The sequence below is a fragment of the Edwardsiella sp. A.80236 genome (genome assembly GCF_044540725.1).
Lineage (GTDB): Bacteria > Pseudomonadota > Gammaproteobacteria > Enterobacterales > Enterobacteriaceae > Edwardsiella > Edwardsiella tarda.
Window position 1 is genome coordinate 95,276 of sequence record NZ_JBIUCY010000003.1, and the last position, 21,486, is coordinate 116,761.

15 protein-coding genes are annotated in these 21,486 nt (G+C 52.5%); 3 read left to right on the forward strand and 12 right to left on the reverse strand.

Translation table 11 applies throughout. The annotated features are described in order from the left end of the window. Positions 1-193 precede the first annotated feature (193 nt). Both ACEQFP_RS04365 and ACEQFP_RS04370 read right to left on the reverse strand, forming a co-directional pair. Positions 194-3,136 carry an HD domain-containing phosphohydrolase gene (locus ACEQFP_RS04365; protein WP_109579076.1) on the reverse strand — a complete coding sequence of 981 codons (2,943 nt, stop codon included), beginning with the start codon at positions 3,134-3,136 and terminating at the stop codon, positions 194-196. 85 nt (positions 3,137-3,221) lie between these two features. After that, entirely contained in the window at positions 3,222-3,647 is a 426-nt protein-coding gene (locus tag ACEQFP_RS04370) for a universal stress protein (protein WP_370547510.1), read from the reverse strand. Between the two features lie 279 nt (positions 3,648-3,926). Between ACEQFP_RS04370 and ACEQFP_RS04375 the strand changes: the two genes are divergently transcribed. After that, on the forward strand, positions 3,927-5,387 hold the full coding sequence (locus tag ACEQFP_RS04375; RefSeq protein WP_035598895.1) for a C69 family dipeptidase: 1,461 nt from the start codon (positions 3,927-3,929) through the stop codon (positions 5,385-5,387). A 1,821-nt stretch (positions 5,388-7,208) separates the two neighbouring features. On the opposite strand, the gene ACEQFP_RS04380 is transcribed toward ACEQFP_RS04375, so the two are convergent. The 8 genes from ACEQFP_RS04380 to ACEQFP_RS04415 all read right to left on the reverse strand — a co-directional run bounded on the left by ACEQFP_RS04380 (position 7,209) and on the right by ACEQFP_RS04415 (position 15,928). Continuing rightward, positions 7,209-7,787: a Slp family lipoprotein gene (locus ACEQFP_RS04380; protein ID WP_035598889.1), complete on the reverse strand. Its 579-nt coding sequence runs from the start codon at positions 7,785-7,787 to the stop codon at positions 7,209-7,211. A 211-nt stretch (positions 7,788-7,998) separates the two neighbouring features. After that, the gene (locus ACEQFP_RS04385; protein WP_109610136.1) at positions 7,999-9,792 is read right to left on the reverse strand and encodes a methyl-accepting chemotaxis protein; all 1,794 of its coding nucleotides are present in this window, start codon (positions 9,790-9,792) and stop codon (positions 7,999-8,001) included. Between the two features lie 192 nt (positions 9,793-9,984). Next, positions 9,985-10,344, reverse strand: a complete 360-nt coding sequence (locus tag ACEQFP_RS04390; RefSeq protein WP_005293727.1) for a helix-turn-helix transcriptional regulator — start codon at positions 10,342-10,344, stop codon at positions 9,985-9,987. Positions 10,345-10,362: 18 nt separating this feature from the next. Further along, entirely contained in the window at positions 10,363-10,659 is a 297-nt protein-coding gene (locus ACEQFP_RS04395) for a DUF406 domain-containing protein (RefSeq protein ID WP_005285966.1), read from the reverse strand. 156 nt (positions 10,660-10,815) lie between these two features. Further along, positions 10,816-11,823 (reverse strand): sulfite reductase subunit C, encoded by a 1,008-nt coding sequence (asrC, locus tag ACEQFP_RS04400; protein WP_005285964.1) that lies wholly within the window; start codon positions 11,821-11,823, stop codon positions 10,816-10,818. Positions 11,824-11,834: 11 nt separating this feature from the next. Beyond that, positions 11,835-12,653, reverse strand: coding sequence for an anaerobic sulfite reductase subunit AsrB (asrB, locus tag ACEQFP_RS04405; RefSeq protein ID WP_035598879.1), 819 nt, complete (start codon positions 12,651-12,653; stop codon positions 11,835-11,837). Then, positions 12,653-13,702, reverse strand: coding sequence for an anaerobic sulfite reductase subunit AsrA (gene asrA, locus ACEQFP_RS04410; RefSeq protein ID WP_035606969.1), 1,050 nt, complete (start codon positions 13,700-13,702; stop codon positions 12,653-12,655). Before asrA ends, asrB begins: the two co-directional genes overlap by 1 nt. Positions 13,703-13,963: 261 nt before the next feature. After that, entirely contained in the window at positions 13,964-15,928 is a 1,965-nt protein-coding gene (locus ACEQFP_RS04415) for a U32 family peptidase (protein WP_035598873.1), read from the reverse strand. A 541-nt stretch (positions 15,929-16,469) separates the two neighbouring features. Here ACEQFP_RS04415 and ACEQFP_RS04420 point away from each other — a divergent pair. Continuing rightward, the gene (locus ACEQFP_RS04420) at positions 16,470-17,225 is read left to right on the forward strand and encodes an FNR family transcription factor (RefSeq protein WP_005285956.1); all 756 of its coding nucleotides are present in this window, start codon (positions 16,470-16,472) and stop codon (positions 17,223-17,225) included. A gap of 191 nt (positions 17,226-17,416) precedes the next feature. Next, positions 17,417-18,379, forward strand: coding sequence for a universal stress protein UspE (gene uspE / locus ACEQFP_RS04425; RefSeq protein ID WP_005293721.1), 963 nt, complete (start codon positions 17,417-17,419; stop codon positions 18,377-18,379). Positions 18,380-18,470: 91 nt separating this feature from the next. On the opposite strand, the gene pntB is transcribed toward uspE, so the two are convergent. Together pntB and pntA are read right to left on the reverse strand one after the other, a co-directional pair. Further along, the gene (gene pntB, locus ACEQFP_RS04430; RefSeq protein ID WP_005285952.1) at positions 18,471-19,862 is read right to left on the reverse strand and encodes a Re/Si-specific NAD(P)(+) transhydrogenase subunit beta; all 1,392 of its coding nucleotides are present in this window, start codon (positions 19,860-19,862) and stop codon (positions 18,471-18,473) included. 12 nt (positions 19,863-19,874) lie between these two features. Beyond that, positions 19,875-21,401: a Re/Si-specific NAD(P)(+) transhydrogenase subunit alpha gene (gene pntA / locus ACEQFP_RS04435; RefSeq protein ID WP_370547511.1), complete on the reverse strand. Its 1,527-nt coding sequence runs from the start codon at positions 21,399-21,401 to the stop codon at positions 19,875-19,877. Positions 21,402-21,486 lie beyond the last annotated feature (85 nt).

Below are 21,486 nucleotides of genomic sequence, written 5' to 3' on the forward strand. Positions count from 1 at the left end.
AAAAGGATTGTTGGTTTATCTTTATTCTCTGTTTTGATAGTTTCGACTTGTCTAATTCTATTGACACCGAAATGACTGGGTATTATTACAAGCCGCACCTATATATTATTACGCAATGCACGTTGCGAACACGCCTGTAAGAAATAGTATAGTGCTTAACGATAGGCGCTCTAGTCTACGGAGCGCCATCCTTTTAGTGGGCCACCGCTGAGATATCAGCCAACTGACGCAGTAGGTGGGTGATATCGACCCGATCAATCTGCTCGGGTTGCAGATAATGACGTGCATACTCCAGGTAAGTGCCGCTCTGTACGAATAGACGAAAGAGATCGGCATCGATATGCTGCCGTCGAACCATATCACTCATAATGGCAAGCGTCTGTGATAGCGTCTTTGCCGGTTTATAGGGTCGATCGCTGGCGGTGAGCGCCTCGAAAATATCGGCGATCACCATGATACGCGCGGGCAAAGACATTTGCGCCTGAGTCAAACCCCGCGGGTAGCCAGAGCCATCAATATGCTCATGATGACTCCCGGCGATCTCAGGAACCTGACGGAGATGGCGAGGGAAGGTGAGCTGTTCCAACATTAAGATGGTTTGAATGATGTGCTCGTTGATCTTAAAACGCTCTTCGTTATTCAACGTTCCTTGGCATATCGTTAAGTTATGTAACTCGCCACGGTGATACTGATGTTCAGACATCGTCATATTAAAGCCATGCGACGCAGCCCGCTTCGTAGCACCATTCGCTGATGAGGTGTGAGGTAATATATGTTCCGGGCGATCGGCTAAGAGGGGCTCGACAACCGGAAGCGGCATCTCCGGTGTTTTTTGTTTCCGCTGCATCTCCTCATGAGAAATACCGATCCGATCGGAGAGGGTACGAGTCCAGGTCCGTTGCGCAATACGCTGTATACGGGCGATATCATCAGGCTTAAGCGTTGTATCACCGAGATTGCAGTGGGCAATAAAAGTAAACTCCTCATCGAGCTTCGCCTTTAATTCGTCGCGTACCTGAGCTAATGCTACCACATCACCGCCAGTGGCCGCCCCCTGCCAATAGGCGAGATCGGCATCTCGCTTTAACAGTTCGAAACGCAGACGGATCTCATGAATACGATCATGGAGTGTCTCTAATTTCGTTGCCTTCTCCATCACATAATCCGGCGTGGTTATCTTGCCGCAGTCATGTAACCAAGCGGCAATGCGCAATGCCTCCCATTCATCCTCATTCAGGGAAAAGTTGGCGAATGGCCCGCGCTGTTGTTCACAAGCTGCCTGGGCTAACATTTTTGCCAAAATCGGGACGCGTTGGCAGTGCTCGCCCGTATGTGGACTCTTCGCATCGATAGCACCGGCGATCATGCGAATAAAATCCTCAAGTAAGCGCTTTTGCTCATTCAACAAGTGCTGAGTATTCAACGCGACAGCGGCACTCCCCGCTAAGGCTTGAGCGAAAGCAAGCATACGGGGTGACACGGGGAATTGCTGCGGATCGATGAACAGTAACAATAGACCAAGGCGTTCCTGTTCCGCATTGCTCAACGGCAGGACCAACAAAGTGAGGGGAGCGATGACCGGGGGAAACGCCGGAAAGGCGGCGGCGAACTCCACCGGGGTGATAAGCTGGTGATGGATATTCTGCTGGAGAGCCTGCTGTAATCGCACCATTCCTGTTGCAGAAACCCAGGTACGCTGCGGCGTCTCAATGCTCGACGTCGTTGCCTGCCAACGGGACTGCACCGGATATAGCGTTCCCGTCTCCTCTAATAGGATTAACCCACCACAGGCATGAGTTTGTTGGGTCATCTCCGCCAATATTCGCGCCAAGAGCGTCTGTTGATGACGCTCAGCGACCAGCGCCTGAGAAATCGTCATAAAGTGATTAATACTGTCCTTCATCTGAGCGAATGCCTTGGCCAGACGATGGATCTCGATGATATTACTCTTGATGGTAACAGGCTCATCAAAACGAAACGCTTCGATCTTACCTACCTCCTCAAGCAAAAGATTCAATGGTTTAGAGGCTCTATGCGCCAACCAGAGTGCACCAACCAATCCCAATAGCAGGATCAAGATCGAGATGCGCAAAATACGGCCGACATCCTCTTTGACATTAGCCATCAACTCATTGTCGGGTGAGGCCATCAGCAGGCGCAATACCTCACCACCGGGTATGCTAAACTTCACAACCATCCCTTGCCACGCTCGGCCATCAGCCTGGTGTAGCGGTATCATTTGTAACGCGGGTTTATCATCGAGCGAGATCAGTGGTGCTAACGGGGAGTGCTGCATCTGAGCTAGCCGGGGCGGGGCAACATCATACGTCATATCCATCGTAGGCAGATCGACATCACTGGCCAGAAGTTGCCCCTGTGCATTCAATAATGCCAGGTGGCTATTGGGTGTGACACGAGCCGCTTGTAGCAAACGCTCCAGCCCGTCGATCTGAATATCGCTACCGACCACGCCCGGGGCATACATCATGCGTGTGGCAACCGTGATCCCCAAAAGCCCGCCGCTCGCAAAACGATAAGGCGAGGTACTCGAAAGCTTGCCAGCCTGCTGCGCCAGTTGATACCAATTACGCAGACGAGGATCAAAGCGATAAGCTTCGACGCTGCGTTGCTGCAAGAGCATAAGATCCGCGTTATAGAACAGATAATCGCCAGACATCTTACCCGCCGAATTAGCGCTTTGACTCTGTACGATCCAGGCCGTATCTGGTGGCGGATCAAACTGACGAATGATTTCAGCCGAAGGAGTATAGCGGCGCACCAGAAAGAAACTGCCGTTATCGTAGCCAGTGTATAGCGCGGTTAACTTCGGACTATTGCGTAACGCCGTGATATAAAAAGTGAGATGCGTCAGGCGCTGCGTCAACGTGTCATCCGCACGATTAATCCGCTGATTCGCCAATAGCTCAACTAATAGGGCACCGCTATGGTAGGCTTGCTCCATTTCATTAGCCGTTTCAAGCGCCACATTTCGATAGTGATTATCGGTCGTACTCAATAATAGACGGGTGCTGGCATGATATTGGTACCACAAGATCAGTGCAGAAAAGACTACCAGTAACCCGATAAATAGTGAGGCGATATGCAGATAAAAGGGAATGGTACGCGATGGCTTCATGGCAGGCTATTCATCGGTTCTGGATCGATAACCTAAGAATAGCACCCGGCGCTAAACGTGCCGGGTCTATTAGCCTGCGATAGCGTTAGTTACCGCTTAACGGCACGATCAACGTATCAATGTTAATCGTGTCGATAGTGTTTTTGGCAACGGAGAGGAAAGAAACAAATTTCTGGGCGAAAGCACTGTTATGATGGCCGAGAATTATCAAATCGATCTTTTTCTGCTGAATAAAATCCTGTAAAGAGGAGGAAAAGTCGTTACTGATAATAATGGCGATCTCTGGACACGCGGCGCCGCGTGACTGTTGCAAGTGATTTGCCTGCTCCTCTAACTGTTTGAAATACAAAGATTGGTTGCCATTTTCGCCCGGCTCGATATCCAGCACCACGTGAACTGGATGAACCTGGGCATGCAGGCTCGTCGCCAACGCCCCCCCCTTGTCCAATAACTGCTCATCCGCCTGTGATGCCGTTTTCAGGTCAAGTAGTATCATTATATTGCTATACATAATCGTTTCTCCTATTGGCCCTACTATTCAAATTTAGCCGTATCATCTTGAATTCGGTAACACAAAATAACTGTTTGATGTATGAATAATAGTCATAACCTCCGCAGCCACTACCTAAGTAACGATAACGCATGCAATAATTATCAGATGCGGCTGCAGACTATTTAGCGATGGCGTATGCTGAAAGGTGACGAAAAGGTTCACATCCTCTGAACCTATGCTTTTCTTATTCTGTGATGGAGCATCATAATGAATGTCACTCCCCATACACCTAAGGATATGCGCTCATCAACAGAAGCGCGTCCTGACTCCTGCACCACAATCCTGATTGGTAGTGCGGCGACACGCGATGGCTCACGCATTATCGCGCGTACAGAGGACCACGATCCGCTACTCTCCAAAGTATTACTTAAACATCCGGCCCGAACTCAGCAGCAGTCACACTTCCAGGCTAACGAGAATGCATTTCGCTGCCCGTTACCGGCGCTAGCGCAGGCCTATAGCGTCTTCGCGAATGGTAAGATCGGTAAAAGCGCCGAGCAAATGACGTGGGGAGCAGCAGGGTTTAATCAGTCTGGTGTCGGGATGACGGCCACCGAGACTATCTTTGCCAACCCACAGATATTGGCTTGCGATCCCTATCTACCGACCAGCGGTATCACCGAAGATAGCATCACCGACGTCGTCCTACCGTACGTCACTTCGGCGCGAGAAGGTGCCGCGCGTCTGGGAGAACTGATCGAAACCTATGGTGCCGGTGAAGGATTCGGCGTGGCCTTTATTGACCGCGATGAGATCTGGTATCTGGAGACGGGTAGTGCCCATCAGTGGCTAGCGACCCGTCTGCCGGAGAGTCGCTATTTTGTCACCGGTAATCAGGGGAGGTTACGTGCCTATGATCCCGATGATCAGGAAAACTATATGGCTTCAGCGACGCTGATCACCTTTGCTCAACAACAGGGTTTCTACGATGCCGAGCGCGATGGTGCCTTCGACTTTGAGCGAGTCTATACCCGCCACGATGACCCGCACGATCATTACTACAACTATCCGCGTGTGTTCGCCTTACAGCAATTATATACTCCCGATACGGCACGCGACCTGCAACGCCCCCATGACTTTGCGGTATTCGAGCAGCCACAAGCGCCCTTGGATGTGGAGGCGGTGAAGCAGGGGTTGAGAAATAGTTATCAGAATTTAGGCCGGCAACCCTATGCGGAAACACCAGACTATACTTGGCGGCCAATCTCACTATTCCGTACCCAGCAATCGCATATTTTACAATCACGTAGCGGGTTACCGGCCGAGTTGGCCGACGTCGAGTATATCTCCTACGGCATGCCCAGTCTCTCCGTCTATATCCCTTGCTATCCCCAAGCCATCGATGATTTTCCTTTAGCGTACCGCACCGTCACCGATGGTACGGCTGAGGATATTTCAGCTCAGTGGCAGTTCCGTAAATTACAAACCTTGGCGATGCAAAACTATACACGCTATGCGCCGCAGGTGCAGCAGCGCTACCAGCAATTAGAGATTCACTTTGAAGTATTACGCCAGGAGATGGAGCGAGAATATTTATCCATCTACCGATCAGATAGCCTCAAGGCACGTCTCTTGATACAACAATTCTGTGCTCAGGCATGCGCCGAGGCATTAACGGTTACACAGGAATTAACTAATCAACTGTTCACCCAGTTGGCACAGGACGTGAATAGCAAGTACCTATTTTCCGGCGCCTAACCATCGATGGCGCACCGTGCTTTTGCTGCCTCTTTATGCAGGCAAGAGGGGTGAGTGGAAATAGATAAGTGACGTTGTCACTTTTGGCTTGGTCAGGGTGCCGCTTAACGCGGCACCGAACGCTACCGAAAAGAGCATAGCTCAGTGAGTCATCTGCTAACGTCGTCGATTGAGCGGTGGTGATGCCTTTATATCCTGCATCTTAACGTCTTAACTTTGGTCCAACTTACTGATGATCCTCATCACCGATCGGTGCATGCTTCTCGAACAAGATGGTACTGTCGGTAAACCGTTAAATCACGATAAAAGACGTCCGAGGGTTGGTTGATCCTGACGCTCTTGGTGAGTAGGAATCGCTAATCAGCCTCGCTCAACTAGGAAATCAATACCGGGAATAGGCTATCCAGAGACCTAATCCCTCAAGTATCGCTCAAACTAGCATCAATACCGCCCGCAAGCAGTCTGCTTTTTACGCACATTTGCGTGTGTTAGGTGAAATCTCGCGGGTAATCCCTCGCATAAAATCTCAGATTTCACCTAGCGTTACCAATAATAGAGTAGGGGAAACAGCAGCTGCGACGCTACTTTAGTCCGCTTATCGCCAGGTAATTTTCTGCCTCGCTATTGCTAAAATTTGGCCACGGAACAGCGAGAAAAAGTCATGAGTGAAAGCGATCCGTGATAGTGCAAAGAAAGCGGCGATCGCCAGATTGTCAGAGGCCATCTTTACCTGCGGCTTTATTTCCAGCGGCGGTGACCATCGCATTGATGCATAAAGACGATCTCTACACATGGTGTTGGGCGGTGTCGATGTTCTAATCGACTCACGCACTAACCGTATTAGACAATCACCGAGATGATATCCACTAGTCGCGATCCCGCTAGAGCACGGGTTCGCGCTGTATTCTCGACGAGTAATGCATAGTATGAGCATCCTCTCTTGGAGCAAGGGTGGGGGAAAGTACGGTTAACATTACCAATATATGGTGCCGCCAGATAGAGAATCTGGCCCCAGAGTAGAGAAGCGGCCAGGGTTCCTAATGGCCAGCATCAATTTAACATAATATACATTATGCGAACTTGAGCGTGGGTGGATGTGAGGATAAGAGAAACGGCTCAACCAGTCGCAGTCGATGCCAGCACCAATAGCCGATAAGGAGATCGGGTATCACTACAGGACTGCAGCGATATCCAGGCATATGATAGCCATGCGATCAGTTTGGTGATGGCCAGCATGGTTGGCCTAGCCCATAAGCATCGGGTTATACACGATCTATGGTGCCTTACCTTTAGCCGATTGTGGTTGAGTAACGTTATGCCATACGCGTACCACATTAGTTCAAGTTCAATGTCGACTCGGACTTCCTTAGCTATGGCCCGCGATGATAAGCGTGTTACACACCAACGCCAACTCATTCTTCCTACTTCTCCTATACTGCATGCGCACATGTTATCGCCGGTATCGATCCGCTGATCTGTTTTACCTGACGGTTGCTCGCTATCGGCATCGATCTTGTTGTCCGGCCTTCACTTCAACTAACGCTATCGGCAGCATGAAACATCCTGCCTCGCCATAGTGAAATGGCCAAATAACGTCTTATAATCCCGCGGCTACACCTTTCCGACCAGTTTGGTATCGCGAGGCCGATACGGATACCGTTTATCCCCCTGCTCCATCGGTAACGCTAGGTGAAATCTGAGATTTTATGCGATGGATTACCCGCGAGATTTTACCTAGCGCAGCCTGTTTTGTGCAAAAAAAAGCCGTCAAACTCACAATATTGGCGGCTATTTAATACAACTTGTTGTCTATTTATCCAATCAGCGGTTGGCGACGGCCTCAGGTTGCAGCGCCGGATACCATCCCCAGCCGGGATCCATATTGTTTTGCCAGGTTGACGGCCAGTTCGGGCCGATACCATAATCCCACTCTGCAACCGGCGGCAAGGTTTCATCGACTCGCCATACTTGTATCCCCTTGATATTTAGGGTAACAAAGGTATAAGGCGTCGCACCAACCTTACCTTGCTCACTACCACTCAGTGTACCCAATACCGTGACTAAGTGATGACGATAATTGACCGGATCGAGAAAATGATCGCTACGGGCGATGACACGCCCTTGATATCCTTGACCTAACTCCGGCCTAGCCGCGCTATTGAGCGGTAATATGGCAATTTCGAGTAACGTCTGTTTAGGCTGATTGATCACATTGATAACTTGCCCGCCCAAACGGACCTGCTGACCGTTATACAGGTTAGGTGCCATGCGTATCTGGCTGAAGTTTTTCTGTAAAATTGGGCTATTATTCCCCTGAATACTTGCGGGGACAGAGGCGCAACCGCCTAATACGAATGGGGCGCAAGCTAACACAGCCCATAGAGAATATTTCAATTTCATCGTGCTCTCCCGTAATAGATTGCATGATCTTGCCTAGCAACGGTAAATTGGCACCGAATAATTATGGCGCTGGTAGTAAGTATAGCGACTATTCGTCAAGGGGAATTAGGAAGGAATAGCAGGAGTAGTGGGATTATATAAATAATATGAATATATTGTGTAAACTGCGGAGAACAGAATGGTAGGATACTGTGCTCCGCAGTTGGGGACATTACATCTGGAACTGACCTACCGCATCGGCCAACTCACCCGCCTGCCCTTGTAAGGCGGAAGACGCGGCCGTCGATTGTTCAACTAAAGCGGCATTCTGCTGCACCATGGTATCTAACTGGATCACCGCACGGTTGATCTCACTGATACCACGATTCTGCTCTTGTGCCGCATTCGTGATCTCTCCCATAATGGCGCTAACCATACCGACGCTATTCACGATCTCGGTCATGGTTTCACCACTTTGGCGAACTTGATGCGAGCCCGAAGCGACACTGCTAACGGTCGAGTCGATCAACACTTTAATCTCTTTAGCTGCCTGGGCACTACGTTGCGCCAAGGTTCTGACCTCCCCAGCTACCACGGCGAAACCGCGCCCCTGCTCGCCGGCGCGTGCCGCCTCGACTGCCGCATTCAACGCCAGAATATTAGTCTGGAAAGCAATACCATCGATCACTCCGGTAATATCGCCAATTTTGGCCGAGGCCACCTCAATCGAAGACATGGTTGAAATGACTTGGCTGATCATCGCCCCACCCCGTTCGGCAACTTGAGCGGCGGAACCGACGGCTTCATTGGCCTGCTGTGCCGAGGCCGCCGATTGCGCTACCGTTGCGGAGATCTGTTCCAACGCTGCGGAAGTTTGTTGCAGACTGGCGGCTGCGGACTCGGTGCGACTTGAGAGATCCTCGTTACCGGCCGCGATCTCCCGCGCGGCGATGCGTACCGATTCGCTGGTGCTATGGATGGATGTCATCACACCGGCCAGTTTATCGACAAACTGATTGAAGGCTCGTGCGATCTGCGATACCTCATCGTTCCCTTCTATCGTCAGCCGCTTACTCAGATCGGCATTATTCCCAGCACCAATATTTTCCATCGCCAGACGGATATGATATAGCGGGCGTAAAGCACGAGTGGTAACCCAGCCGATAACCAGCGTCGAAATGACGATTAACACCAATAAGGCGATCATCGAAGCGAGTAATAAGGAACGCATACCCGCTGTCGCTTCAGCTTTATCCATCGCGACCACCGTAAACCAATGCGTTCCGGCAACGGGCATCGCCAGCAGTAACATATCACGGCCAGAAAGCGTCGCGTCTACCGGCTGGCTCGTGGTCAATAACTGGCTCAGACTGAGATGCGGCGCGATCTCGGACAGTGGCGTCAGCGTCAATTGCTCATCGGGATGAGCAATAATGGTACCATCGTCATTAAGCAGCATGCCGAAACTTTTCGGTGTCGGATGGATCGAACGCACGTTGGCGATGACCTTATCCATGTGGACATCCCCCTCCACGACACCGTCGACCGCACCGGCTTTTGCCTGTCCGGGCGCGGCAAAGGTCACGACTAAAGTATGGGTATTCGCATCCATATAGGGGGCCGTCACGATCGGCCTCCCCGCCTTACGCGCATTATTAAACCAGGCGCGGGTCGTGGGATCGAATCCGGCAGGGACACTGCTGGGATCAGAGGAGAGTTCGACCTTATTGGCATAACCAATATCGACACTGATAAATCCGCCGGCATTGGCGATCTGCTTTAAGAGTGGTCGCGGATCGCTGTCACTCACATGGGGTGTCAAGGAAGCGATTAATGCACGTTGGTTCTCTACCCATTGCTGAACTGTCGCAGTATGGCTCGCGGTCAATGAGCTGAGTGTATGTTGTATCGCCTCGTTATTGGCATCATTAGCAATCCGATAATTAATTAATGTATTAACGCAAAGGGATACCACAACAATGATACCCGTCGTGGCGAGAATACGTGCCCGAATAGAATCGAACATGAGAAACCTGCCTGTGTAGTCAGTAAGATAAATCTTAATAATGTTGTCTTATAACTAACGGCGCTACGGGCATAAACTTGAGTGGTTGATCCCCAGAGAATGGTTTCAATGTGTTACTTAGTGTGTGTCGGCGGGGAGTATCATTGCCAAGATAAACAAGTCAGCGTGGCGCAACCACGCTGACAGGAGAGACTAACTGGCCAGACGCGCGGTTCGACGGCACAGTAGACGATACTCAGAAGGAGAAACACGATATTGATTCTTAAATATCTGGCAGAAGGTACTCTGGCTGGGATAACCAAGTGAATGGCTAATCTCCTTAATACGCATATCCGTCTCTTCCAACTGCTGTAACGAACGTTTAAGTCGCTCCTGACGGATGTAGTTGGCTAATGTCATGCCTGTCGCTAATTCAAACTCACGTAGAAAATAAGAGCGGGAATAACCAGAAATAGCGACTACATCGGCACTCTTAATTCCCAAATGGACATGACTAGCGATCCATACTTTAATGGTTGAAAAACTTTTTAAAATAAACTTGTCTCTAACCATGACATTATCCCCTACTACTTAAGCGTGGCGCAATGAAAGCTCAAAAATAACGGTTTCTGCCTGACAAGAAAAAGTAAAGTGAGCATCTAAAACGAACTCTCCTTCTTTTTCATTAATCTGATGGGTAATCACACAGGGATACTCGGCCTGAGCGACACCTTGAGCCTTACTGGTTAAGCGCGCCAGCTGTTTTTCCGCTTCATCGCGTGTCGCATAGGCTTGGGTGATGACAGTCGTGCAATTGTCGTTATCCAGCACGGAGCCAATATCGATTGCACACCCTTTATTACTGCATTTATCGACGACGTCTTTCATCACATTACCCTCATTAATTATCAACTGTGTCTAGAGTAAAACAAATTAATAATTAATAAAAACGATTAATAATAATATATACAACCAGTTTTACAGGTTATGAAAACCAAAAGGCCCGTACGCAACGGGCCTCCACAGAATGACAATGGGACAAGGTTATACCGACTTCAGATGCACATTGCCGACATAGGTATCTTCGTGCCAATGCATGCGTTCGGCGACCTGGGCACCAGGATTTAACGTCACCCCACGCAACACTCGCTGTTTAAAGTTATTGTAACCAGCGCGATCGATCAGGTGCCCCATGTGTAGGTAAACCGGAGTACCGTCTAACATCTCACGTTCGAACTCAAAAATGTTGCGAATGACCGCCTGAATTACATCCTCGGTGACCCAGTTGAGGAACACTTTACCGACGCGTGGCGTCTTCTTACTGGTACGCCCCCCCAGACGCACCTGATACAGTTGATCGGGTTGCCGTTGCCAAGCCAGCGTTGGACAAGCCAACACACACTCGCCACAACCGATGCATAGGCTCTCCTGTTTGCTGGCCTTACCATTATGTAATGACAGGCAGTCGACGGCATGATGCTTACAGGCACGCACACAGGCGCCACAGCCGATACAACGCTCAGGCGTAAACTTAATGCGCGCAATCCCCAAGACACCCAAGTCGGCCATAGTGGCCTTGGCGCAGTCGTTGGGGCAACCCGCCAACACCACCTTCAAGTGATAGCGACTCGGGTAGACCAGTTTCTCCAGACGCTGCGCCATGCCGGTGGTATCCGTGTTTGCCTTCTGGCAGATACGGTTACCCTGGCAAGCGACGATATTACGTCCGCCGATGGCCTGGTAGCCCGCTTTCGGATCCTCCACCTCGATGCCGCAAGTCTCAATTTCTATCTCGCGGATGAAGGGTTCTAGCGCGGCGTTGACCTTATCCATATCCTCATAACGGATCCCTGGCATCGCTAACTTCTGGCGGGTCGTCAGATGGATCAGACCATTACCGTACTGCTCGGCGATCTGTTGGGCGACGCTCAACAGGCGCGCTGGCAGGATACCGCCGGGTATCCGCACGCTGACCATGGCTTCGGAGCGAACCTTAGAGAAGCGGTATTCATTTAGCGCTCGGGCGCGGTAGATATCGACATCGATACTCATTGTTGGCTCCTTTAATCGACCATGGTGCGCGCGTCGGCATAGTTAAATACCGGCCCATCCACACAGATATAGACATCCCCCATGCGGCAATGGCCGCACTTCCCGACCGAGCAAGCCATGCGCCGCTCATAGTCGACCCAGATTTGCTCATCGCGCAGGCCGTTGTCCTGTAACAACGCCACCGTCGCACGGATCATCACCGGTGGCCCAACCACGATGGCTTGGACCTCTTCCGGCGCACTAAAATCGAGGTATGGCAGATGGTCGGTCACTCGCCCTAAGTGGTAGTACTCGGCGACCGGCTCACCCTCATCCAAGGTTAGGCAGAGATTGTGCTGACCCCGCCAGAAATCCAGCTCACGCTTATACAGCACACTCTGCGGATTCTTGTAACCGAGGATCATATCCAGGCTTTTCACCTGATCGGGATGCTCACAAAAATGGCGCAGTAGTCCTTTTACCGGCGCGACACCGGTTCCCCCGGCTACCACCACCAGGCGTTTACCATGGAACTTTGTCAGATCGTAACCATTGCCATAGGCGCCACGCAGCCACACCCGATCGCCAACCTGCAAGGCGAATAGCGCATCGGTCACCGTCCCAACCCGACGGATCAGCAGATCGACCCAACCATCGCCGTAGTCAGAGACTGAAATCGGTGCCTCACCGACACGTGGCAATGACACCTCGACAAATTGGCCATAATGTACCGGGAAATCACAGGCGACACGGAAGTTCCACTCCAGATCGGTGTGTTTCTCAATATCCAGGATCGGATAGGCCGCCGGCAGCAGGACTTGATGACGTTTCTCACAGTTACCGTTACACATTATTTCTGCTCCTCCTGCAGTACGCGGGCGACCTCAGCACTCATCTTGTTAATAATATTTGAGAATTTAATGTACTGAGGGCAACGATCATCGCAGCGGCCACAGCCGACACACATATGCTCGCCCTCTTTGGCTCTGGCGCGATAGTCATTCACCTTATGTAGCGCGCGGAAGCGGAGTCGCTCGCTGACCTTATTACGGAAGTGATGGCCACCGGCCATATCGGTAAATCCCTCGACCATGCAACTGGCCCATTGGCGACGGCGCTCACCGCGCTGTGGATTCTCGGCATAGGCGACATCGAAGATGCTATAGCAGGTACAGGTTGGGCAACCGGTGGTGCAGCGGCCACAGCCGATGCAACGGTGTTGATAGTCATTCCACAATGGACTGTCCTGTAGGATCTGACGTACCCGTTTCGGGTCGTCACAGACCTGGTCGGGAGTGACGACCTTCTCTGGGTTCTCGCTGACGAAGCCGGCATGGTAATCGCATGCCTGCCCCAAGTCAGCAAAGGCCTCTTGCAACGCAGGATCGGTGATTTCGACATTCACCCCCTGCTCATCGAAACGTAACGCGGCACTGTAGTTATCGGTACGGTTCGTCCCCATCGAGACACAGAAACAGTTTTCGAAGCTGCTCGCGCACTCCATCAAGACAAACTTGATGCTATCGCGGATCAAGGCATAGCTATAGTCGGCATTATTCCCATTCTTTAGATACATATAGTCGAGGCGACTCATCGCGTTAATGTCACAGGCGCGAGCTAAGATCAAACGCGGACGACGGTCAACCTCGGCAATTTGGATGACATCATGATCGAAGTGGAACAACGTCTCGGTGATCGGGGAGATCACCGTACTGGGAGCCATATGGGATTTTTCCTGCCAGACGATATCTCGCCAGCGGCTTACCTCTTGGTAAACGATATTATCGGTATCGGAAAAACGTCCGCCGCGGTACTCCGCCACCGGCGCATAGACTCGGTAGTGACGGCGTAGGCGCGCCAGTGCCGCATCAGCATCGGCCTCAGACAAACGAAGTGACATAATGACTTCTCCACGTTAATTGTATGGATATTCTATACCTGAATATATAACGCCCTGTCGGCCACGACTTACGCGAAATGTATGTTGATGATAATCTCAAAATAGGTAAATAAAATTTACCTTTTTAAAACAGGTGATTGCGAGAATATCGATGGTAGGCACTGCCAGATGAGAAGTCAGAAATATAAGCTAGATCAGGTTTTTGGCGGGAGAGAACCTCCCGCCATGGCTGAGGAGTTGAGATGGATGGGCGTAAGCGCGTTATTTTCTTCTATTCGGTAAAGTTTTCAGCAGATCATCCGGTGTAATGCTCGCCACGATACTCCCCGGTAGCGCCATCTTGAGGACATGAGGTTTGATCTTCCCAATGACCTGCATTTCACACTGCTTGCAATCGAATTTCAGGGTTAGGACCTCATCTTGATGCACCAATTGCATCGGTGAGGCGCGCCCCTTCACCCCCTGGATACCGCGTGCCTGTTTCGGGCAGAGATTAAAGGCGAAGCGCAGGCAGTGCTTGGTGATCATCACCGGTACCTCGCCCTTCTCGGCATGCGCCTCATAGGCAGCCTCGATCAACGTCACCCCGTGCTGCTGGTAAAACTCGCGCGCCAGGTGGTTATAGACGTTGTCCAGATAAGTCAGGTGTGTCTGCGGATACAACACCGGCGGCATCAGCGCGGGTTTGCGTCGTGGACGATTATCTTGGCCCGCACGCAACGCATCCAGCCGCTCAATCGCCTCACGACGCAGCTGGTTCAGTTGGCTATTCGGAACAAAATAGGGCTGCGCGAGATCGATCGTAACCGTACGTGCCTGGTACAAGGTTTGTCCAAGCTTACTTAAACCATCGCGTAACCCCTGCTCCGCCCGCTCCGCCTGGCGTGCGGGTTCGAATGGCCCAGCCAATGACTGCGTCGCGCTGACGCCATCCTCGCTGGTGACCGTAAGTTGCAACTGCTGCGCCGTCCCACTCAGATGCAGATCGAGCGCTAGCCGACGTTCGCTGGAGGTTTTCAGGAGCGCCTGTTGCCAATCATGATCCAGGTTACGGTTCAGGGGATGCGGCAGGCGCAGCTTCGCCAACTCAGCCGGCATCTCGTTAGGCCAGACACGGTAACGCCCTGCGCCGCGCGCCTCTACCGTATTCGCGCGTAGGCCGACGATCTCCCGTTTAACCAATACGTTTAAGCCATCACCATTATGCAATTCGACGTTCACGGCAACATCCAGGTGCGTTGCCGCAACGGCCGTGAGTTCACCGATTGGCACACCGATAAACTTCGGCGAGTCGAAGGCACCGATGTCGATCTGCCGCTCACGCACGAAGTAGTCGGTATTGCCGCGGTGGAAGGTCTTATCGGGTGATGGGGTGAAGAAATGGTGGGTCCGTCCCAGTGAGGCACGACTCAACTCAGGACGCTGCTCCAGGAGGGCATCTAACTGCTGGCGATAATATGCCGTGATATTCTTCACATAGCTCATATCCTTATAACGCCCCTCGATCTTGAAGGAGCGTACGCCAGCCTCGATCAGCGCCGCCAAGTTATGGCTCTGATCATTGTCCTTAAGCGACAGCAGATGTTTCTCATAGGCAACGACCCGCCCCTGTTCATCCTTCAGGGTATAGGGCAGACGACAAGCCTGAGAACAATCGCCACGGTTAGCGCTGCGCCCAGTCTGGGCATGAGAGATATAGCACTGGCCCGAGTAAGCCACACATAGCGCACCATGAATAAAGAACTCGATGTTGGCATCGATATTGTCACGGATATCGGCGATCTGCGTCAGGCTTAATTCACGCGCCAGCACGATCTGGGAGAACCCCACCTGGGAGAGAAAGCGGGCCTTCTCGACGGTGCGAATGTCACACTGGGTACTGGCGTGGAGATCGATCGGCGGGATATCCATCTGTAGGATCCCCATATCCTGCACGATCAGCGCATCGACACCAGCATCATAGAGTTGGTGGATCAGTCGCCGAGCCGGCTCCAGCTCGTTGTCATGCAGGATGGTATTCAAGGTGACGAAGACTTTCGCCCCATAGCGGTGAGCGAAGCTGGTCAATCCGGCGATGTCGCTCAGCGAGTTGCCGGCATTATGGCGCGCGCCAAAGCTCGGCCCGCCGATGTAAACCGCGTCGGCGCCGTGCAGGATGGCCTCGCGGCCGATGGCCGCCTCGCGGGCGGGACTGAGGAGTTCAAGCTTGTTCGTGGGTTGGCGCATGCAGTTACCGTGGTTAGTGTGTAAAACGGCGCTATTGTAGTCGCGTCAGGGGGAGTTACAAGGCTGGCCACACGAATTTCTCGCCATTGATGCCTGGTGGCCTCAGCGGTACGCGAAGTCGGCGACTATTCGCTCATCGACCCGACGTGTTATCATAATTAAATTACCTTTTTATACCGTATTCACGGTTTGCGTGATTTTGTATGATTTTATTCGGGGCTAAGCTGTAACTTTTAATTTCCGCGCTGATCGTTGCCTCACGGCTAAGCCGCATCTACTCTACCCTAACGCTTATTTTTACCCCTTATCATTAGCCTGAAATAACATCACATCAACAGGAAAAATCATAGCCCTAACATAATTAATGTCGCTAATCATATTCCAGTGACAATGTCACTAATCAATAATGTGCGATGCATCACAGCTTATACACGAATTGTGCCTTAATTCGCATCTCACCATCTGGATCAACAATAGGGTTTATTATCCCACATAAAAGATGTTAAAATTGACCGATATCAATATTATTTAGGCAACACCTATGATTCCGGAAAAACGTGTCATTCGTCGAATCCAGTCTGGTGGTTGTGCGATCCACTGTCAGGATTGCAGCATCAGCCAGCTGTGTATCCCGTTTACGCTTAATGAGCATGAGCTGGACCAGCTTGATAACATCATTGAGCGGAAAAAGCCGATTCAAAAGGGCCAGGCGCTGTTTAAGGCGGGGGATGAGCTGAAATCGCTGTATGCGATCCGTTCCGGAACCATTAAGAGCTATACCATCACCGAACAGGGCGACGAGCAGATCACCGCATTCCACCTCGCGGGCGACCTCGTGGGGTTCGACGCCATCGGGGCACAGATGCATCCCAGCTTCGCCCAGGCATTGGAAACCTCGATGGTGTGCGAGATCCCCTTCGAGACGCTGGATGATCTGTCTGGCAAGATGCCTAGCCTACGTCAGCAGATGATGCGCCTGATGAGCGGTGAGATTAAAGGCGATCAGGATATGATCTTACTGTTGTCGAAGAAGAACGCCGAAGAGCGTCTGGCCGCCTTCATCTATAACCTCTCCCGTCGCTTTGCCCAGCGCGGCTTCTCGCCACGTGAGTTCCGGTTGACCATGACACGCGGCGATATCGGTAATTATCTTGGCCTCACCGTCGAGACCATCAGTCGCCTGCTTGGCCGTTTCCAGAAAAGCGATATTCTGAGCGTGAAAGGTAAATACATTACAATTCAGGATATTGATGCTTTAGCCCAATTAGCGGGTAACCCACGCACTCCCTGTGAGTAAATCGTGATAAGCGGTTAACAAGAAACGGCGCATGCGCCGTTTTTTTTATCGGCGCAGCCCCCTCGCCCTGCTTCACGATTATATTTTGCAATTTGTCGCCCAGTAGCATTTTCCTTACCTATTCTATTGTATGGTGAGCTATGAGTTTATCGTATAAATATGGCTATCACGGTGAAGTAAGGAGAAGGTATATGGCCGACTATCAGAAAATACTGGTGGCTATCGATCCGAACCAGGATGACCAACCGGCGCTCCGCCGCGCGGTATACCTGGTGCAGCGTAACGGCGGCCAGATTTTGGCATTTCTCCCCATCTATGATCTGTCCTATGAAATGACCACGCTGTTATCGCCGAGCGAGCGCATTACCATGCGCCAAGGGGTGATAACGCAACGGACAGCCTGGATCCGTGAGCAGTGCCACTACTATCTGGAGGCGGGGGTCGCCATCGAGATTAAGGTCATCTGGCATAACCGCCCCTATGAGGCCATCATCCAAGAGGTGATCCAAGGCGGCCATGACCTATTACTGAAGATGACCCACCAACATGATCGCCTTGAGTCGGTGATCTTCACCCCGACCGACTGGCATCTGCTGCGCAAGTGCCCTTGCCCTGTCTGGATGGTCAAGGATCAGCCCTGGCCGGAGAATGGCGCGGCGCTGGTGGCGGTGAACCTCTCCAGTGAAGAGCCCTATCACGATCCGCTGAATGTGAAACTGATCCGCGAATCGTTAGATCTGGCGAAAGGCGTCGGTCATAGCGACATCCATCTGGTCGCCGCCTACCCCGTCACACCGGTCAATGTCTCTATCGAGATACCTGACTTCGATCCACGCGTATACAACGAAGCCATTCGCGGCCAGCATCTGGTCGCGATGAAGGCGCTCCGGCAGAAGTTCGCCATCCCGGAAAGCCACACTCATGTCGAACATGGTCTACCTGAAGAGGTGATCCCCGACGTGGCGCGGCGTCTCAATGCCGGGGTAGTCGTCCTCGGCACCCTGGGGCGTACCGGTATCTCGGCGGCGTTTATTGGCAATACCGCTGAACATGTGATCGATCACCTCACGTGTGATCTGCTAGCGATAAAACCCGACGGCTACCAGTCGCCACTCGCTGGCACTGCACAGATCGATGACGACGCAGACGATTAATCAGTCCGGCGCGCATAAAATAAAAAAAGCGCCCGGTTGGGCGCTGGATATCACGAGCAGGCCCGGCATCATGCCGGGCCGCCCATCACGCTTATAATGCGCGTAGAATCGCCTCGACGCTATCCTTGGCATCGCCGAACAGCATCTGAGTATTCTCTTTAAAGAACAACGGGTTCTGAACCCCGGCATAACCGGTATTCATTGAGCGCTTGAACACGATGACGTTTTGCGCCTTCCACACCTCCAATACCGGCATCCCCGCGATCGGACTACGGGGATCCTCCATCGCCGCCGGGTTGACCGTGTCGTTAGCACCGATAACCAGCACCGTATCCGTATCGGCGAAATCATCGTTAATCTCGTCCATCTCCAGCACCACGTCATAAGGCACCTTGGCCTCGGCCAGCAGCACGTTCATATGGCCAGGCAGTCGCCCCGCGACCGGGTGGATACCGAAACGCACCTTCACACCACGATCGCGCAGCTTCTGGGTGATCTCGGCTACCGGATACTGAGCCTGAGCGACGGCCATACCATAGCCCGGGGTGATGATGACCGACGAGGAGTTCTTCAGCATCTCGGCCACCTCTTCGGCGCTCGCCTCACGGTATTCGCCCATCTCACCTTCATCGCCCGTCGACGAACCATCGGTCCCGAAACCACCGGCGATTACGCTGATGAAGGAGCGATTCATCGCCTTACACATGATGTAAGAGAGGATGGCACCGGAAGAACCGACCAACGCACCGGTGACGATCAGCAGATCGTTGCTCAGCATAAAGCCGGCGGCCGCCGCGGCCCAACCCGAATAGGAGTTCAACATCGACACCACGACCGGCATGTCGGCACCGCCGATGGAGGCCACCAAGTGCCAGCCGAAGGCCAGTGCGATCACGGTCATCAGCAACAAGGCAACGACCTGCGCGCCGGTAGATCCGGTGTTCACAAACCACAATAGCAACAGGAATGAGACGACCAACGCCGCCAGATTCAACTTGTGGCGATGAGGCAGCATCAACGGCTTGGACGAAATGATACCGCGTAGTTTACCAAACGCGACGATCGACCCGGTAAAGGTCACGGCACCGATGAAGACACCGAGGAAAACCTCCACCAGATGGATGTTCTCCAGCACCTGCGCCATACTGCCCGGCTCATGCTCGATATAGCTATTGTAACCTACCAGGACGGCGGCCAAACCGACGAAGCTATGCAGCACGGCAACCAGCTCCGGCATCTCGGTCATTTCAACCTTGCGCGCCAGATAGATACCGATAGCCCCCCCGATCACCATCGCCACGATGATCCAACCGATGTTTGCGGCGTCAGGGCCACAGATGGTCGCGATCAGGGCGATGGCCATACCGACCATACCGAAGGTGTTACCCTGCTTCGATGTCTCATGCTTGGACAAGCCAGCCAGACTAAAAATAAACAGGATGGCGGCAACAATGTATGCTGCGGTTACTAATCCTCCAGACATTTGTTACCTCCTTCAGTTCTTGCGAAACATTTTCAGCATGCGCTGGGTGACGGTGAAACCACCGAAGATGTTGATACTGGCGATCAACACCGCAATAAAGGCAAAGAAGGTGATCCAACCGCCATGCCCAATCTGCAACAGCGCACCGACCACGATGATGCCAGAGATTGCATTCGTGACCGACATCAGCGGTGTATGCAACGCATGGCTCACATTCCACACCACGTAGTACCCCACCACGCAGGAGAGCGCGAAGACGGTAAAGTGGGAGAGAAACTCACTCGGCGCCACGCTGGCCATCCAGCCAAACAACACGATGGCCAAGGCGATCAGCAGATACTTCCGCCACGGTGAGGTCGGTTTGGCGGCCACGGCAGCGACAGGTTCGACTTTCGCCGCCTGTGGTTGCGCGGAGACCTTAATCGCTGGTGCCGGCCAGGTAATCTCCCCGTCCTGCGTCACGGTTACCCCGCGGATGATGACATCCTCGAAGTCCACGTGTAGCGTCCCATCCTTCTCTTTACACAATAGCTTGAGCAAGTTAACCAGGTTGGTGGCATACAGCTGGGAAGACTGTGTAGGCAAGCGGCTAGGCAAATCGGTATAACCGATGATCTTAACGCCATTCTCCGTGGTCACGACGTGGTCGGCCTGCGTCAGCTCGCAGTTACCACCGGTCTGTGCCGCCAGATCGACGATGACACTCCCCGGTTTCATGGTGGCGACCATCTCTTTGGTGATCAAACGCGGTGCTGGCTTGCCCGGAATCAACGCCGTGGTGACGATGATATCGACCTCTTGTGCCTGGGCGGCGAACAGTGCCATCTCCGCCTTGATGAAAGCCTCAGACATCACCTTGGCATAGCCATCGCCACTGCCCGCCTCCTCTTCGAAATCCAGTTCGAGGAACTCGGCGCCCATACTCTGCACCTGCTCCTTCACTTCTGGACGAGTATCGAAGGCGCGCACAATCGCCCCCAGGCTTCCGGCGGCACCGATGGCGGCCAACCCGGCAACACCGGCCCCAATCACCATCACTTTCGCCGGCGGGACTTTACCCGCTGCCGTGATCTGCCCGGTAAAGAAACGGCCAAACTCATGCGCCGCCTCCACGATAGCTCGGTAACCGGCGATATTGGCCATTGAGCTCAGGGCATCCATCGACTGAGCGCGCGAAATACGCGGCACCGAATCCATCGCCATCACCGTCACCTGACGCTGTGCGAGCTTATCGAGCAACGGCTGATTCTGCGCCGGCCAGATAAAGCTGATCAACGTCGCACCGGCCTTCATGCGCGCAATCTCGTCATCCTCCGGCGCATTGACCTTGAGGATCACATCACTCTGCCACACCTCATCCAACGTAACCACTTCGGCGCCAGCCTGTTGATAGGCTGCATCCTCAAAGCTGGCCAGCTTGCCGGCCCCGCTCTCGATAGCCACCGTGAAACCCAGTTTAAGCAGTTGTTCGACCGTCTTCGGCGTCGCTGCTACGCGGGCTTCATTGGCCAACCGCTCTTTTGGTACACCAATACGCATAATCGTCCCTTTTCACCTGTCAATAAGATGAGCGTCATCCATAATCTGCGATGACCTTGTATGCTGTTAGCGAAGATTGCTGAAT

What these genes read in the sequence shown, in the direction of transcription:
- ACEQFP_RS04365 (WP_109579076.1), bottom strand. Translation starts at nt 3,136, where the DNA reads ATGAAGCCATCGCGTACCATTCCCTTTTATCTGCATATCGCCTCACTA.
- ACEQFP_RS04370 (WP_370547510.1), bottom strand. Translation starts at nt 3,647, where the DNA reads ATGTATAGCAATATAATGATACTACTTGACCTGAAAACGGCATCACAG.
- ACEQFP_RS04375 (WP_035598895.1), top strand. Translation starts at nt 3,927, where the DNA reads ATGCGCTCATCAACAGAAGCGCGTCCTGACTCCTGCACCACAATCCTG.
- ACEQFP_RS04380 (WP_035598889.1), bottom strand. Translation starts at nt 7,787, where the DNA reads ATGAAATTGAAATATTCTCTATGGGCTGTGTTAGCTTGCGCCCCATTC.
- ACEQFP_RS04385 (WP_109610136.1), bottom strand. Translation starts at nt 9,792, where the DNA reads ATGTTCGATTCTATTCGGGCACGTATTCTCGCCACGACGGGTATCATT.
- ACEQFP_RS04390 (WP_005293727.1), bottom strand. Translation starts at nt 10,344, where the DNA reads ATGGTTAGAGACAAGTTTATTTTAAAAAGTTTTTCAACCATTAAAGTA.
- ACEQFP_RS04395 (WP_005285966.1), bottom strand. Translation starts at nt 10,659, where the DNA reads ATGAAAGACGTCGTCGATAAATGCAGTAATAAAGGGTGTGCAATCGAT.
- asrC (WP_005285964.1), bottom strand. Translation starts at nt 11,823, where the DNA reads ATGAGTATCGATGTCGATATCTACCGCGCCCGAGCGCTAAATGAATAC.
- asrB (WP_035598879.1), bottom strand. Translation starts at nt 12,653, where the DNA reads ATGTGTAACGGTAACTGTGAGAAACGTCATCAAGTCCTGCTGCCGGCG.
- asrA (WP_035606969.1), bottom strand. Translation starts at nt 13,702, where the DNA reads ATGTCACTTCGTTTGTCTGAGGCCGATGCTGATGCGGCACTGGCGCGC.
- ACEQFP_RS04415 (WP_035598873.1), bottom strand. Translation starts at nt 15,928, where the DNA reads ATGCGCCAACCCACGAACAAGCTTGAACTCCTCAGTCCCGCCCGCGAG.
- ACEQFP_RS04420 (WP_005285956.1), top strand. Translation starts at nt 16,470, where the DNA reads ATGATTCCGGAAAAACGTGTCATTCGTCGAATCCAGTCTGGTGGTTGT.
- uspE (WP_005293721.1), top strand. Translation starts at nt 17,417, where the DNA reads ATGGCCGACTATCAGAAAATACTGGTGGCTATCGATCCGAACCAGGAT.
- pntB (WP_005285952.1), bottom strand. Translation starts at nt 19,862, where the DNA reads ATGTCTGGAGGATTAGTAACCGCAGCATACATTGTTGCCGCCATCCTG.
- pntA (WP_370547511.1), bottom strand. Translation starts at nt 21,401, where the DNA reads ATGCGTATTGGTGTACCAAAAGAGCGGTTGGCCAATGAAGCCCGCGTA.